Source organism: Paraburkholderia sp. RAU2J, from assembly GCF_003634845.1.
Classification (GTDB): domain Bacteria; phylum Pseudomonadota; class Gammaproteobacteria; order Burkholderiales; family Burkholderiaceae; genus Paraburkholderia; species Paraburkholderia fynbosensis.
Window position 1 is genome coordinate 2,253,467 of sequence record NZ_RBXG01000001.1, and the last position, 15,029, is coordinate 2,268,495.

Below are 15,029 nucleotides of genomic sequence, written 5' to 3' on the forward strand. Positions count from 1 at the left end.
GGCGCCTATTTGCGCCTGGTCTCGCGGTATCATGTCGACTTCACAGGTTCGGCTCGGCGGCCGCAGGGGCGAGCGTCGGCCGGCAAGAGGATCGCATGGGAAAACGAATCGACGGGCAGGCGGTGCATATGTTCATCGTCCTGACTGCCAGTTGTGTGCTGTTGAGCGGCTGCAGCGCGTTCCTGAGACCACAGGAAAAGCGCGCCGACGCGCAGTTGCTGCCCACCGTGGGCAATCAGGCGCACGGCCTCGTGACGTTTATCGAGCGCTCGGACGGCGTGCAGGTCACCTACAACCTCGCGGGCTTGCCGCCCAATAGCGACCACGCATTGCAGGTCCACGAACGCGGCGACTGCAATGCCGCCGACGGCTCCAGCGCGGGCGCGATCTTTTCGCCGGCGGCCGAGCGTCTCAAGGTGGGTGCGCGAGCCGAGGGCGACCTGGCCAACATTCATGCGGATGCGAACGGCGTGGCCACCGGCTTCATCGTCGCGCCGGATGTCTCGCTCGACGGTATCCGTTCGGTATTGCAGCGCGCTGTGCTGCTGCATCACGACGCGGCCGATCCCTACGCTTATCCGCCGCATGGCGCCGGTTCCGCCATCGCCTGCGGTGTGATTCGCCAGTGAGCGGCGAGCCCTTCAGACATTGCCCGCGGCAGCATCCTCGTGATCGCGTAAAATAAGCGCCTTCCGTTGGGATGCCCGGCAGGAACCCGCAGTTGAAGCCGGCGTCGAGCACCCGGTGCGGGAGCGTGGCAAGGCCCGTTCAAGCGGCGCGCCGCGCAGGGCGCAGACCTCGAAGGCGCCCCGAAGCCAGCGCCTTATTACCCGAAAGTCGCCCGGTTTCGCCGGGTTGTTATCCGTCACACACCTGTCATTCACGTCGAGCAGCGTTCACCTATGACCATCAAATCCGACAAGTGGATCCGGCGCATGGCCCAGTCGCACAACATGATCGAGCCGTTTGCGCCCGATCAGGTTCGCGTTTCCGAAGACGGCCGGAAGATTGTCAGCTACGGCACGTCGAGCTACGGCTACGACATCCGCTGCGCCGACGAATTCAAGATCTTCACGAACATCAATTCGACCATCGTCGACCCGAAGAACTTCGACGAGAAGTCGTTTGTCGACTTCAAGGGCGACGTCTGCATCATCCCGCCGAATTCGTTCGCGCTCGCGCGCACGGTCGAGTACTTCCGCATTCCGCGCAGCGTGCTGACGGTGTGTCTGGGCAAATCCACGTACGCGCGCTGCGGGATCATCGTCAACGTGACGCCGTTCGAGCCGGAATGGGAAGGCCACGTCACGCTCGAATTCTCGAATACGACACCTTTGCCTGCGAAAATCTACGCGAACGAAGGCGTCGCCCAGGTGCTGTTTTTCGAAAGCGACGAGATTTGTGAAACGTCGTACGCGGATCGCGGCGGCAAATATCAAGGTCAGCACGGCGTCACGTTGCCCAGGACGTGACGTCGGCAGCGCACTGACCCATCAGCTATTCGGGTGACCGCTGCAATTTTCAGAATGCAGCGGTCGTTCTTTTTGGAGAATCGCCCATGAAGTTTCGTTTTCCCGTCGTCATCATCGACGAAGATTTCCGCTCCGAGAACATCTCGGGTTCCGGCATCCGGGCTTTGGCCGAAGCTATCGAGAAAGAAGGCGCGGAAGTGCTCGGGTTGACGAGCTATGGCGACCTGACTTCGTTCGCGCAGCAATCGAGCCGCGCGTCGTGCTTCATCCTGTCGATCGACGACGATGAACTGCTGCCGTACGTCGACAACGTGGTCGTGGAAGGCGAGACGCCGGAGCTGGCCGCGGCGATCGTCGCGTTGCGCGCGTTCGTGACCGAAGTGCGCCGTCGCAACGCGGACATTCCGATCTTCCTGTACGGCGAGACGCGCACCTCGCGCCACCTGCCGAACGACATCCTGCGCGAACTGCACGGCTTCATCCACATGTTCGAGGACACGCCGGAGTTCGTCGCGCGTCACATCATCCGCGAGACCAAGGTGTATCTGGACTCGCTCGCGCCGCCGTTCTTCAAGGAACTGGTGCAGTACGCGGAAGAGGGTTCGTACTCGTGGCACTGTCCCGGCCACTCGGGCGGCGTCGCGTTCCTGAAGAGCCCGCTCGGCCAGATGTTCCATCAGTTCTTCGGCGAGAACATGCTGCGCGCCGACGTCTGCAACGCGGTCGACGAACTCGGCCAGCTGCTCGACCACACCGGCCCGGTGGCGGCCTCGGAGCGCAACGCCGCGCGCATTTTCAGCGCTGACCACGTGTTCTTCGTGACCAACGGCACGTCGACGTCGAACAAGATCGTCTGGCACGGCACCGTCGCGCCGGGCGACATCGTGCTGGTGGACCGCAACTGCCACAAGTCGATCCTCCACGCGATCACGATGACCGGCGCGATCCCGGTGTTCCTCACGCCGACGCGCAACAACTTCGGCATCATCGGCCCGATTCCGCGCAGCGAGTTCGAGCCGGAAAACATCCGCAAGAAGATCGAGGCGAACCCGTTCGCGCGCGAAGCACTCGCGAAGAACCCGGGCCTCAAGCCGCGCATTCTGACGATCACGCAAAGCACGTACGACGGCGTGATCTACAACGTCGAAATGATCAAGGAGATGCTGGGCGACTGGCTCGACACGCTCCACTTCGACGAAGCCTGGCTGCCGCACGCGGAATTCCACGAGTTCTATCAGGACATGCACGCGATCGGCGCGGGCCGTCCGCGCATCGGCGCGATGGTGTACGCGACGCACTCCACGCACAAGCTGCTGGCCGGCATTTCGCAGGCCTCGCAGATCGTCGTGCAGGATTCGAAGAACAGCCGCTTCGACAAGCACCGCTTTAACGAAGCCTATCTGATGCACACGTCCACGAGCCCGCAGTACGCGATCATCGCGTCGTGCGACGTGGCCGCGGCGATGATGGAAGCGCCCGGCGGCCCGGCGCTCGTCGAAGAGTCGATCGCCGAAGCGCTCGACTTCCGCCGCGCGATGACCAAGGTCGACGCCGAATACGGCGACGACTGGTTCTTCAAGGTGTGGGGCCCGGACCAGTTCGCGGAAGAGGGCATCGGTTCGCGCGAAGACTGGATGCTGCGTCCGAACGACGCGTGGCACGGCTTCGGCCCGCTCGCCGAAGGCTTCAACATGCTCGACCCGATCAAGGCGACCATCGTCACGCCGGGTCTGGACATGGACGGCGGCTTCGGCGAGACCGGCATTCCGGCCGCGATCGTCACGAAGTACCTGGCCGAGCACGGCATCATCGTCGAGAAGACCGGGTTGTATTCGTTCTTCATCATGTTCACGATCGGCATCACCAAGGGCCGTTGGAACTCGATGGTCACCGAACTCCAGCAGTTCAAGGACGATTACGACAACAACCAGCCGCTGTGGCGTGTGCTGCCCGAGTTCGTCGCGCATCATCCGATGTACGAGCGCGTCGGCTTGCGCGATCTGTGCCAGCAGATTCACAGCGTCTACCGCGCGAACGACATCGCGCGCCTGACGACCGAGATGTACCTGTCAAGCATGGAGCCGGCGATGAAGCCGTCCGACGCGTTCGCCAAGCTCGCGCACCGCGAGATCGACCGGGTACCGATCGACGAACTCGAAGGCCGCGTCACGTCGATCCTGTTGACGCCGTACCCGCCGGGCATTCCGTTGCTGATTCCGGGCGAGCGCTTCAACAAGACCATCGTCAACTATCTGCGTTTCGCGCGCGAGTTCAACGAGCGCTTCCCTGGTTTCCATACGGACATCCACGGGCTGGTCGGTGAAATGATCAACGGGCGCATCGAATATTTCGTCGATTGCGTTCGCGCCTGACGATGGGAGGTCTGAAGTCCTGGGTGGGCGCCGCTAGTTGGCGGCGCATAGCCGGCGCGCTGACGATGACGCTGGCGTCGGCGGCGCTCTTCGGCGCGCTGTCGCCCGCGGCGCATGCCGAGGTCGCGGCCGCCGATCCGATCGATGCGTCGATGCGCTCATGTCTCGCGCGCAGCGACATGTCGACGACGGTGGGACAGGTGCAGTGCATGGACAACGCGCGGATCGGCTGGAAGGCCGCTCTGGACAGCGCGTGGCAGCAGCTTCAGGCGAAGTTGCCGCCCGCGCGGCGCAAGCTGTGGGAAAAGAGCCAGACAAGCTGGCTCGCCTCGCGCGAGGCCGAGAAGCAGTTGCTGGCCGCGGTGTTCGCGACGACGCGCGGCACGATGTACGTGCTGGCCGAGGCCGACATGCAGTTGCAGCCGGTGCGCGACCGCGCGCTCGCGCTGCGCAGCGCGGTGGGCAACGCCGGGAGCCCGCCGCCGCGTCGTCCGCGCGCCTGTAGGGCCGACGCGCAATGCGAGCACGCGATGTTCGATCTGAACCGCTACTACCGCCGCTTGCAGTCGAAGATGCCGGTGCATTCGCGTGCCACGCTCGTGCGTGCGCAAAAAGCCTGGACTGCGTATCTCACCGCCACCACGCCGGTGGTCGACGAGCGCGGGCGCATCGACATCATCGGCGCGCGGGTGGCGACGCTCAAGCGGTTGTCGGAGACGGTCGGCAACGACTGAGCGCGCATCTCGCCTGCGCCTCGCGCACGGTCAATCGAACAGATAGTCTTCCGCTTGCCGGCTCGGCAACGTGCGTGCCGGCTCGCCGCGCAGATCGCGCAGCGCATCCTCGATCATGGCGGACATCGTGTTGAGTGCGAGGTCGTTGTCGTCGGTGCCGAAGGGTTCTTCGAGCTGCGATGCGATGGCTTCGTGCGCCATGAAGGTATAAGCGACAAATACCGCGAACACCGGCGTGAAAACGCCGATGCTGTCGACCAGCCCGAACGGCAGCGATGCGCAGAAGAAATACACCGTGCGGTGAATCATCACCGAGTACGCGAACGGTAGCGGCGTCGAGACGATGCGCTCGCATCCGCCGATCACATCCGATAGTCCATTCAGGTTCCGGTCGAAGGCGAGCACCGCCATCGGCTCGATCGCGCCGGCCTGTGCCTGGCGCTGTACCCATTCGCCGAGATACAGCAGCAAGGTCGCCGGCTTGTAGCGCGAGGCGATGACGCGCTCGAACAGCGGCGCGGGCAAGCGTGCGGCGAGGTCGTCGTGGGGATCGCTCTTGCGAAGCTGGTGACGCAGCGCGTGAGGCAGCGCGCCGAGCGCGGCGAGAAATGCTTCGAGGTCTTCTTTCGGCAACGGCCCGGACGGCAGCGTGAAGACCTGGCGCGTGAGCGAGCGCGACTCGTTGAGCAGTTGGCCCCACAGCTTGCGGGCTTCCCACCAGCGATCGTAGCTGGCGTTGTTGCGAAAGCCGAGGAACACCGCGAGCGCAATGCCGATCAGCGAGAAGGGCGCGGTCGTGTTGAGGTTCAGCGAGATCGGCAGCAGGTGATCGTGGGCGGCCAGTGCGACGATCGAGATGCAGAAGATCAGCGAGAGCCGCGGCAGCAACTGTGGAAGAACCGAACCCCGCCACGCGAGCAGCATGCGGAACCAATGGAGATGCGGGCGGATGATCATTGGGTTGAGCCGTCGGTCTCGAGCGATAGAGCGTCTATTATCGCTTGTTGTCCGGACAGGGGCGCCGTGCGGGCACGCGCTTCAGGCGGACCTGACGCAATGCGGGCGATGAAGCGGGCAACGACGAAGATGGCCTACGGCGCGCGCATCACATTCGATACGCACGCCGTGGGCCATTCACCTTCACCGGCTCAATCGCGGGCGGACGGGGCCGCGCCGTGGCTCAGCCAGTCCAGCACGGCAGTGGCGTCGTCGTCGGCGCCCTCGCGCGCCTTGGCGACCGTCTCGGCGACATCCGCTGCAGGCACCGCGCGACGAATCGCCACGCCGACCGCGAGAATATCGATCATCACCAGATGCAGGATCCGCGAAATCATCGACAACTGCGACTCGCGAATTTCGATGTGATCGGTTTCGAGCGCGACGGTGGCGCGCTTGGCGAGCGGCGTATTGCTCGACGTGATCGCAATCACCTTCGCGCCGGCCTGCATCGCGACATCCAGCACGCGCAGCAACTCGGGCGCGCGGCCCGACTTCGAGACCGCCACGATCACATCGCCCTTGCCGAGCAAGGCAGCGGAGGCTGCCTGCATGTACAGATCGCCGTACGCAATGGTCGGAATGCCGAAGCGGAAGAACTTGTAGTGCGCGTCCTGCGCGACGATGTTCGAATTGCCGAGCCCGTAGAACTCGATGCGGCGCGCGCCGTTCAACAGATCGATCGCGCGTTCGACCTGATCGAAGTTCAGATGCTCGCGCAACTGCAGAATCGCCGACACGGTATTGTCCAGCACCTTCGCGCCGAAGTCCGTCGCCGTGTCGCCGAGATGCACCTGGCTGTGGCTCACCGGAATCGTGCCGGTCAAACCGGTCGCGAGTTTCAGCTTGAAATCCGACAGGCCCTGGCAGCCGAGCGAACGGCAGAAGCGGATCACCGTGGGCTGACTCACGTCGGCCTTGCGCGCGATATCGACGATCGGATCATTGATGATCGAGCGCGGATGGTTCAGCGCGAGATCGGCGACGCGGCGCTCGGCCGGCGTCAGCGCGTCGCGCATCTGGCGAATCCGCTCGAACACCGCCGACGAACTGCCGCCCGCGCGATTCGACAACTGCTCGGCGAGAATCGCGGAGACGCCGAGGAAGGCCGGATATTCGGCGGTGATCACATAGGTCGGCACGTTCTGCAGATACGCCTCGAAGCGGCCCTTCGCTTCGAAGCGCTGGCGAAACGACGAGCGTGCGAAGAATTCGCCGAGGCGCGGCACGACGCCGCCGCCGATGTAGATGCCGCCCAGCGCGCCCAACGTCACCGCGATGTTGCCCGCGAAGGTGCCGAGAATGCCGCAGAACACGTCGACGGATTCGGCCGCGAGCGGCTCGCCGTCCAGTGCGCGCTTGACGATCTCGATCGTCTCGACGTTGGCCGCCACGCGTTTCTTGTCGCGGCCCGCGAGCGCGCGGTAGATCACTTCGATGCCGGGGCCCGCGGCCACGCGTTCGAACGACACGTGCGACCACTTCTTGCGCGCGTACTGCAGCACGATGTCTTCACGTTCGTCGGCGGGTGCGAAGGTGGCGTGGCCGCCTTCGCTGCCGAGCGCGATCCAGCGGTCGTCGGCGGGAATCAGGCCCGATACGCCCATGCCGGTGCCCGGCCCGAGCAGGCCGATCACGCTGTTCGGACGACGCGCGCCGCCGCCTACCTGGACGCGTTGCGCGTCGGTGAGGCCCGGCAGCGCCATCGCCAGCGCGGTGAAATCGTTCACCACCAGCAGCGTGTCGAAGCCGAGCGTGCGGCGCGTCGCTTCGATCGAGAAGCTCCAGTCGTGATTCGTCATGCTCACCTGATCGCCGTCGACCGGGTTTGCAATCGCGATCGCCGCATGATTCACGCGGCCGATCCTGGTGTCCTTCAGATACTTCTTGATGACCTCGGCGACACCCGGATAGTCCGCACACGGATAGACCTGCACCGAGCCGATTTCGCCCGGGCCCGTCTCCAGCGCGAAGCGCGCATTGGTGCCGCCGATGTCGGCCAGAAGCCTCGGTCCGTCGGCGTGCTGGCCCGCGCCCGGTACAGCCTTAGTTTGCACACCAGTAGACATCGAGTCTCACTCCCTTGTCGTTTGCCAACTGCGAGATGGCATTTTTTTGTAGCGAAGCGGCGGCTGCATTGAGCACGTCCATCTTGCGCGGTCCTGCGATCAGCAAAAACAGGTGCTTCACTTCCTTCAGCGCGGAGAGCGACCAGCTCACGCGCGCATGCGGCGCGCTGCCCGGATGCACCGCGACGAAGCGCTCGGCGGTGGTGATGGCGTGATCCCATTCGGGCGCGTCCGCGAAGATCGACGCCGTGTGGCCGTCCTCGCCCATGCCGAGAATCGCGACGTCGGGCACGGCGCTAAAGCGTGCGTCGGCGTTCAGCGCGGCGACATGCGCGTGCAGATCCTGCGCGGTGTCGACGAGCGGCCAGAAGGTCGCGTCCTTCGCGGCGTTCTGCAACAGCGTCGCGTGCACCAGTTGCGAATTGCTCGCGCTGTCGGTCTCGGGCACCCAGCGGTCGTCGACCAGCGTCACGGCAATGCGCGACCAGTCGAAGGATTGCGTGGACAACGTTTGCAGGAACGGACGCGGACTGCTGCCGCCGGACACGGCAAGCATGGCGGGGCGTGCGCTAGTAGTGGGCGCGCCGGTCGCGGCCGCCTGTGCGGCGAGCGACGCATGTAACGCGTCGCCAACCGCCTTCGCCAACGCGTCGGATTGGGCGCGTTGATCGTCGAAAGCGTGAAGCTCGATCACTTCTCCTCCGTGCTGCTTTTTTGTTAGATCTGCGGAATCTGCCGTACTGCGCTCGCACATCGCCTGCAAGTGGGATGACTTGCAGGCGCCTTCGCGATACCGGCGCCATTCCGTTCAGTTCGTCGGTGGGTCTTACTCGGGCGCGTGTGAGCTTCGCTCGAAGCTCACACGCGCCGTGCATCAATTCTCTTCTTCGAGCCAGCAGGTGCCGTGCTGCGCGAGCATCGCGCTCGCCGCGGCCGGTCCCCACGTGCCCGCCGCGTACGGCTTCGGCGGCTTGGTCGAGGCCTTCCATTCGTTCAGGATCGGTTCGACCCAGCGCCATGCGGCTTCCTGCTCGTCGCGCCGCACGAACAGCGCGAGGCGGCCGCGGATCACATCGAGCAGCAGCCGCTGATACGCCTCCATCTGCCCTTCGCGGAAGAACTTGTCGAACGCGAGGTCGAGATGCACGCTCGCGAGGTTCATGCCTTCGCCTGGTTGCTTCGCGAGGCAGTAAAGGCGAATCGTTTCGTTCGGCTGCAGGCGGATCACCAGACGGTTCGCGCCGGCGCGCAGCGCGGAGGCGCCCAGCGCCGAATGCGGCACCGGGCGGAAATTCACCACGATCTCGGCGACGCGATCGGCGAGGCGCTTGCCGGTGCGCAGGAAAAACGGCACGCCGGCCCAGCGCCAGTTCTCGATCTCGACTTTCAGCGCGACGAAGGTTTCGGTGGTGCTGTCCGGCTTCACGCCGGCTTCGGTCGCGTAGCCCGGCACCGTGCTGCCGCGGATGCCGCCGGCATGATACTGGCCGCGCACCGCAACCTTGCCGATTTCGTTCGGATCGATCGGCTTGAGCGCGCGCAGCACGCGCAGCTTTTCGTCGCGGACCGAATCCGAGTCCATCGAATGGGGCGGCTCCATCGCGACGATCGACAGCAGCTGCAGCAAATGGTTTTGCACCATGTCGCGCAATGCGCCGGTGTTGTCGTAGAAGTCGCCGCGCGCTTCGACGCCGAGTTCCTCGGCGATCGTGATCTGGATGCTCTCGACCCACTCGCGGCGCCACAGCGGCTCGAACAGCGCATTGCCAAAGCGCAGCGCGAGCAGGTTCTGCACCGGCTCCTTACCGAGGTAGTGGTCGATCCGGTAGATCTGCTCTTCCGCGAAAATTTCGCCGACCGCGTCGTTGATCGCATTCGACGACTTCAGGTCGTAGCCGAGCGGTTTCTCCAGCACGATGCGCGCGTTCTCGTTCAACCCCACCGACGCGAGCGCGTGGCAGATCGGCACGAACAGCGACGGACCCGTGGCCAGATAGAACACGCGGATGCCGGGCAGGTCTTTGATCGCATCGCGCAATTGCACGAAGTCTTCGGGGTTGCCGAGATCGATCTTCACGAACTCGATGCGCGCGAGGAAGCTCGTCCATGCGGCTTCGTCCAGACCGTCCTTCGACACATGCGGCTTGACGTGTTCGTTCACCCACTGCAGATACTCATCGCGATTCGCCGCGTGACGCGCCACCGCGACGATCTTGCCGCTGTCCGCGAGCATGCCGCCCGCACGGTGCGCTTCAAACAGTGCAGGAAGGATCTTGCGCATCGACAGATCGCCGGTTCCGCCGAAGAGAACGAAGGTGAAGCTTGAATCGGTTTGCATGAGTCTCCGTCGATGTCCTGGGGGCCGCCGCGCCGAGCGCGCAGTGTTCGAAAAGGGCGACCGTAGTCCGATAAAATATTTTTTGACACTGAATTGTAGTTTAACTACAATCCAAATCAAGAGGTAGCGCTAATTCGATGAAAAAAGCGTGCGCTGTTCGGCAACTTGCGCGGTTTTTCGAATCGGCGGGCGTCCCTGCATGTTAACGGACATTGCCTGTCGGCACGTGCCAGCCTGCCCGGCAGCCCTGACGGAAGTCCGGGTAGTGAAGCGGCTGGCGGGTGGCTGGCCGGGTTGACTTGCAAGGCACCTCGAGTCTGCCGCGCGCGACGCGGGCAGGCAAAAATCAAAAGAGGAGACAGACAGTTGCATCCCAAACCACTCATCTCTTGAGCTTCTAGCGGCCGGACAACGGTCCGCCGGCACATGCCTCGCGCATGCGCCCGACCGTGCTCGATCGCCCAGTGTTTTGCCTGTTTGAACCAACCACAGCACCCTGGCGACATCAGGGGCCATTTGTTTTTTGTTCAGGTGTCTGGAGGAGATAAGCAATGAAATTTCGCGCGATCATGGGCGCTTTGTGCGCTGCGGGTCTGATGTGTGGCGTCTCGGCGGTGCAGGCTGCCGAGTCGGTCGAAGTGTTGCACTGGTGGACCTCGGGCGGCGAATCGAAAGCCGTCGGCGTCCTCAAGGACGACATGACGAAGCAGGGTTACACGTGGAAGGACTTCGCGGTTGCGGGTGGCGCCGGCGCGGCAGCCATGACGGCTCTGAAGACGCAGGTGATCTCGGGCAATGCGCCGAGCGCCGCGCAGATCAAGGGTCCGCTGATCCAGGACTGGGCTTCGCAGGGCGTGCTGGTGCCGATCGATTCGGTCGCGGGCGACTGGAAGAAAAATCTGCCGCCGGAGATCGACAAGATCATGCACGCGGGCGGTCACTATGTCGCCGCACCGTTCTCGGTGCACCGCGTAAACTGGCTGTACATCAACAAGGCAGCGCTGGACAAGGCAGGCGGCAAGGCGCCGACCACGTGGCCTGAGTTCTTCGCGGTGGCCGACAAGATGAAGGCCGCGGGCATCCAGCCGATCGCGATGGGTGGTCAGCCGTGGCAAGACCTGACGCTGTGGGAAGACGTCGTGCTGTCGCAAGGCGCGGACTTCTACAAGAAGGCGCTGGTCGACCTCGACGAAAAGACGCTGACTTCGGACAAGATGGTCGGCGTGTTCGACACGGTCCGCAAGATCCAGGGTTACTTCGACGCGGGCCGCACGGGCCGTGACTGGAACCTCGCTACGGCAATGGTCATCAACGGCAAGGCCGGCATGCAGTTCATGGGCGACTGGGCGAAGGGCGAATTCGCCAACGCCGGCAAGAAGTCGGGCTCGGACTACATCTGCGCCGCGGTGCCGGGCACGGAGAAGGCCTACACGTTCAACGTCGACTCGTTCGTGTTCTTCCAGCAGAAAGGCCAGAAGACCGCCACGCCGGGTCAGCTGGCGCTCGCCAAGACAATCATGTCGCCGGCATTCCAGGAACAGTTCAGCCTGTACAAGGGCTCGATCCCGGTTCGTCTGGGCGTGTCGATGGACAAGTTCGACGACTGCGCGAAGAAGTCGTACGCGGATGAGCAGATCGCGATCAAGGCGGGCGGCTATGTGCCGTCGCTGGCGCACGGCATGGCGCAACCGGATGCAGCAGCCGGCGCGATCTCCGACGTGGTCACGAAGTTCATGAACTCGCAGGAAGATTCGAAGAGCGCGGTCCAGGCGCTCGCGAAGGCAGCGAAGACCAAGTAAGTGAAGTAAGCGAAGCGGCGCGCCCGGTGGCTTCCTGAGGAAGCGCCGGGCGTGTTCTTCAGGCCGCCGGTTGCCGCTCGTGCGTTGCGTGCGGCTTGCAGGCGGCTTCACCCTGGTTTCATCGAGTCACACCTATGCCGTCGCCGCCTCGCGTCATTCGTGCGCGAGCATCCCGGCGGTACAGTTTCAGCAGGAGTCGAGTAGTGACTGCTTCTATCAGCGGAAACGGGAAAACGGCCAGCGCCGCCCGCCGCGCGTCGCCCATGGCGGCCCTTGCCGATCGCTGGATTCCGAAGCTGGTGCTCGCACCCAGCGTCGTGATCAGCCTGATCTTCGTGTATGGCTTCATCGCAATCACCGGTTTTCTGTCGCTGTCCACGTCGCGGCTGATGCCCCGGTATGAATTTGCCGGTCTGGACCGCTACCGGGAACTGTTCGACAACGACGTGTTCTGGACTTCGGCGGCCAACCTCGGCTGGTTCGGCATTCCGTTCATCGCGATCTGTATCGGCCTCGGTCTCTTTCTCGCGATCCTGCTCGATCAGCAGATTCGCAACGAAGGCGCATTGCGCGCCGTGTTCCTGTACCCGATGGCGCTCTCGTTCATCGTGACGGGTACGGCATGGCAATGGATCATGACGCCGAGCGTCGGCCTCGAAAAGGTGTTCCACGACTGGGGTTGGACGAGCTTTTCGTTCGGCTGGCTGGGCGATCCGGACCGGGCGATTTTCTGCGTCGTGATCGCGGCCGTATGGCAATCCACCGGCTTCGTGATGGCGCTGTTCCTCGCGGGCCTGCGCGGTGTCGACGGTGAAATCTTCAAGGCCGCGCAGATGGACGGCGCAAACCTGCCCACCATCTACCGCAAGATCGTGATTCCGAGCATGCGCCCGGTGTTCTTCTCCGTGCTGCTGATTCTTTGCCACATCACCATCAAGACCTTCGACCTGGTCGTCGCGTTGACCGCGGGCGGTCCGGGCACGTCGTCTTCGCTGCCGGCTATTTTCATGTACACGTTTTCGTTCAATCGCGGGCAGCTCGGCGTCGGCGCGGCATCGTCGATAATGATGCTCGCCACCGTTGTAGCCGTGCTCGTGCCGCTGATGTATCTGGAATCGAGGAGCACCCGCAATGCAGCCTAAGATGACGATCAGCCGTGCCGTCATTTACGCGGCCCTGCTTCTTTTCGCCCTGTATTTCCTGTTCCCGCTGTACGTGATGCTGTCGACGTCCTTCAAGGACATCGACCAGCTGCGCACCGGCAACCTGCTCACGCCGCCCACGCACTGGAGTATCGATCCGTGGATCAAGGCATGGAGCGGCGCCTGTACCGGCGTGCGTTGCGACGGCATGCAGCCGTTCTTCATGAACTCGGTGCGCATGGTGATTCCCGCCGTGCTGATCTCGTCGATCATCGGCGCGTTCAACGGTTACGTGCTCACGCACTGGCGTTTCCGCGGCGCAGACCCGATCTTCACGATGCTGCTGGTCGGCTGCTTCATTCCGTTCCAGGCGATCCTGCTGCCGATGGCGCGCTTCGAAGGCATGATGGGCCTGTCGAACACGACGACCGGTCTGGTGCTGGTGCACGTGATCTACGGTATCGCGTTCACCACGATGTTCTTCCGCAACTTCTACGTCAGCATTCCGGCTGAACTCGTGAAGGCGGCGCGCATCGACGGCGCGGGTTTCTTCACGATCTTCACGAAGATCCTGCTGCCGGTGTCGTTGCCGATCTTCATGGTGTGCCTGATCTGGCAATTCACGCAGATCTGGAATGACTTCCTGTTCGGGATCGTGTTCTCCGGCGTCGATTCGATGCCGATCACGGTGGCGCTGAACAACCTCGTGAACACCTCGACCGGCGTGAAGGAATACAACGTGGACATGGCCGGCGCGATTATCGCCGCGTTGCCGACCCTGCTGGTCTACATCATCGCTGGACGCTATTTCGTGCGCGGCCTGACGGCCGGCGCGGTCAAGGGCTAAACCCCGGGCCGCGGGCCAAACCATCCGAGCGCGGCGGCGCTTCAAGAAAATGCGCCGCCGTCACCCGACAAGACGTTTTCAGGCAGTACCAGAGACAAGAGGATTCACAGCATGGCAAGCCTTTCCATCCGTGACGTGTACAAGACCTACCCGAACGGGGTGCCGGTTCTGAAGGGTGTCGATATCGACATCGAAGACGGCCAGTTCCTGATTCTGGTCGGCGGCTCGGGCTGCGGTAAGTCGACGCTGCTCAACATGATCGCGGGCCTCGAGACCGTGACCAAGGGCGAGATCCAGATCGACGGCAAGACGGTCAACAACCTGTCGCCGAAAGATCGCGATATCGCGATGGTGTTCCAGTCGTACGCGCTGTATCCGTCGATGACGGTGCGCGAGAACATCTCGTTCGGCCTGAACATCCGCAAGGTGCCGAAGCAGGAGCAGGCGCAGATCGTCGATCGCGTGTCGAACACGCTGCAGATCACGCACCTGCTCGACCGCAAGCCGGGCCAGCTGTCCGGCGGCCAGCGTCAGCGCGTGGCGATGGGCCGCGCGCTCGCGCGCGATCCGGTGATGTTCCTGTTCGACGAACCGCTGTCGAACCTCGACGCGAAACTGCGTATCGAGATGCGTTCGGAAATCAAGCTGCTGCATCAGCGCCTCGGCACGACGATCGTCTACGTGACGCACGATCAGATCGAGGCGATGACGCTCGGCGACCGCATTGCGGTGATGAAGGACGGCATCGTGCAACAGTTCGGCGCACCGCAGGAAATCTATGACTCGCCGTCGAATCTGTTCGTGGCCGGCTTCATCGGCGCGCCGCCGATGAACTTCATTCAAGGCAAGCTGGTGGAGCAGGGCGCGGGCGTCGGCGTCGAACTGGATACGGGCGTTGCGCGCAAGGTGCTGAACCTGCCGTTCGACTCGGCGAAGGTGAGGTCGCACGTGGGCCGCGAAGTGATTCTCGGCCTGCGCCCGGAACGCATCACCGACGCGCGCGGCGCGCACGGCGACAACGTGCAACTGCAGCCGATCGAAGTGAAGGTCGACGTGATCGAGCCGACCGGCCCGGATACGCTGGTGTTCGCGCAGGTCAACGGCAAGCGCATCGTGAGCCGTGTGCACCCGGCGTCGAATCCGCAGCCGATGACGAACACGACGCTGCTGTTCGATACGTCGAAGGCGGTGCTGTTCGATCCGTCGAACGAAGAGCGGATTGCCTGAGGCGAGTGCTTCGCCGCGTAGTTTGACGCTTTG

Annotated in this window: 12 protein-coding genes; 8 read left to right on the plus strand and 4 right to left on the minus strand. The window is 63.6% G+C overall.

Translation table 11 applies throughout. The annotated features are described in order from the left end of the window. Positions 1 to 95 precede the first annotated feature (95 nt). From B0G69_RS10335 to B0G69_RS10350, 4 genes are all read left to right on the plus strand, one after another. Positions 96 to 629 carry a superoxide dismutase family protein gene (locus B0G69_RS10335; protein ID WP_121316788.1) on the plus strand — a complete coding sequence of 178 codons (534 nt, stop codon included), beginning with the start codon at positions 96 to 98 and terminating at the stop codon, positions 627 to 629. A 273-nt stretch (positions 630 to 902) separates the two neighbouring features. After that, positions 903 to 1,472, plus strand: coding sequence for a dCTP deaminase (gene dcd / locus B0G69_RS10340; RefSeq protein WP_121316789.1), 570 nt, complete (start codon positions 903 to 905; stop codon positions 1,470 to 1,472). A gap of 86 nt (positions 1,473 to 1,558) precedes the next feature. Beyond that, on the plus strand, positions 1,559 to 3,844 hold the full coding sequence (locus tag B0G69_RS10345) for an arginine/lysine/ornithine decarboxylase (protein WP_121316790.1): 2,286 nt from the start codon (positions 1,559 to 1,561) through the stop codon (positions 3,842 to 3,844). A 65-nt stretch (positions 3,845 to 3,909) separates the two neighbouring features. Then, positions 3,910 to 4,578 (plus strand): lysozyme inhibitor LprI family protein, encoded by a 669-nt coding sequence (locus B0G69_RS10350; RefSeq protein WP_241991358.1) that lies wholly within the window; start codon positions 3,910 to 3,912, stop codon positions 4,576 to 4,578. A gap of 30 nt (positions 4,579 to 4,608) precedes the next feature. On the opposite strand, the gene B0G69_RS10355 is transcribed toward B0G69_RS10350, so the two are convergent. The 4 genes from B0G69_RS10355 to zwf form a co-directional block, all read right to left on the minus strand. Then, positions 4,609 to 5,535: a bestrophin family ion channel gene (locus B0G69_RS10355; protein WP_121316792.1), complete on the minus strand. Its 927-nt coding sequence runs from the start codon at positions 5,533 to 5,535 to the stop codon at positions 4,609 to 4,611. Between the two features lie 191 nt (positions 5,536 to 5,726). Beyond that, positions 5,727 to 7,643, minus strand: coding sequence for a bifunctional transcriptional regulator/glucokinase (locus B0G69_RS10360; protein WP_121316793.1), 1,917 nt, complete (start codon positions 7,641 to 7,643; stop codon positions 5,727 to 5,729). Further along, on the minus strand, positions 7,621 to 8,337 hold the full coding sequence (gene pgl, locus B0G69_RS10365; RefSeq protein WP_121316794.1) for a 6-phosphogluconolactonase: 717 nt from the start codon (positions 8,335 to 8,337) through the stop codon (positions 7,621 to 7,623). Before pgl ends, B0G69_RS10360 begins: the two co-directional genes overlap by 23 nt. Positions 8,338 to 8,517: 180 nt before the next feature. Then, entirely contained in the window at positions 8,518 to 9,981 is a 1,464-nt protein-coding gene (zwf, locus tag B0G69_RS10370; RefSeq protein ID WP_121316795.1) for a glucose-6-phosphate dehydrogenase, read from the minus strand. 551 nt (positions 9,982 to 10,532) lie between these two features. Between zwf and B0G69_RS10375 the strand changes: the two genes are divergently transcribed. From B0G69_RS10375 to ugpC, 4 genes are all read left to right on the plus strand, one after another. After that, positions 10,533 to 11,780: an ABC transporter substrate-binding protein gene (locus B0G69_RS10375; protein WP_121316796.1), complete on the plus strand. Its 1,248-nt coding sequence runs from the start codon at positions 10,533 to 10,535 to the stop codon at positions 11,778 to 11,780. 203 nt (positions 11,781 to 11,983) lie between these two features. Then, a complete protein-coding gene (locus B0G69_RS10380) occupies positions 11,984 to 12,922 on the plus strand; it encodes a sugar ABC transporter permease (protein ID WP_121316797.1) in 939 nt (312 codons plus the stop codon). Further along, positions 12,912 to 13,769 carry a carbohydrate ABC transporter permease gene (locus tag B0G69_RS10385; RefSeq protein WP_121316798.1) on the plus strand — a complete coding sequence of 286 codons (858 nt, stop codon included), beginning with the start codon at positions 12,912 to 12,914 and terminating at the stop codon, positions 13,767 to 13,769. The genes B0G69_RS10380 and B0G69_RS10385 overlap by 11 nt, the downstream gene beginning before the upstream one ends. Positions 13,770 to 13,880: 111 nt before the next feature. Next, positions 13,881 to 14,996: a sn-glycerol-3-phosphate ABC transporter ATP-binding protein UgpC gene (gene ugpC / locus B0G69_RS10390; protein WP_121316799.1), complete on the plus strand. Its 1,116-nt coding sequence runs from the start codon at positions 13,881 to 13,883 to the stop codon at positions 14,994 to 14,996. Positions 14,997 to 15,029: the final 33 nt, after the last annotated feature.

Bases quoted from the DNA above. Each gene is read 5' to 3' on its own strand.
- B0G69_RS10385 (WP_121316798.1), top strand. From the start codon at position 12,912: ATGCAGCCTAAGATGACGATCAGCCGTGCCGTCATTTACGCGGCCCTG.
- ugpC (WP_121316799.1), top strand. From the start codon at position 13,881: ATGGCAAGCCTTTCCATCCGTGACGTGTACAAGACCTACCCGAACGGG.
- B0G69_RS10355 (WP_121316792.1), bottom strand. From the start codon at position 5,535: ATGATCATCCGCCCGCATCTCCATTGGTTCCGCATGCTGCTCGCGTGG.
- zwf (WP_121316795.1), bottom strand. From the start codon at position 9,981: ATGCAAACCGATTCAAGCTTCACCTTCGTTCTCTTCGGCGGAACCGGC.
- dcd (WP_121316789.1), top strand. From the start codon at position 903: ATGACCATCAAATCCGACAAGTGGATCCGGCGCATGGCCCAGTCGCAC.
- B0G69_RS10350 (WP_241991358.1), top strand. From the start codon at position 3,910: ATGACGCTGGCGTCGGCGGCGCTCTTCGGCGCGCTGTCGCCCGCGGCG.
- B0G69_RS10335 (WP_121316788.1), top strand. From the start codon at position 96: ATGGGAAAACGAATCGACGGGCAGGCGGTGCATATGTTCATCGTCCTG.
- B0G69_RS10345 (WP_121316790.1), top strand. From the start codon at position 1,559: ATGAAGTTTCGTTTTCCCGTCGTCATCATCGACGAAGATTTCCGCTCC.
- B0G69_RS10360 (WP_121316793.1), bottom strand. From the start codon at position 7,643: ATGTCTACTGGTGTGCAAACTAAGGCTGTACCGGGCGCGGGCCAGCAC.
- B0G69_RS10375 (WP_121316796.1), top strand. From the start codon at position 10,533: ATGAAATTTCGCGCGATCATGGGCGCTTTGTGCGCTGCGGGTCTGATG.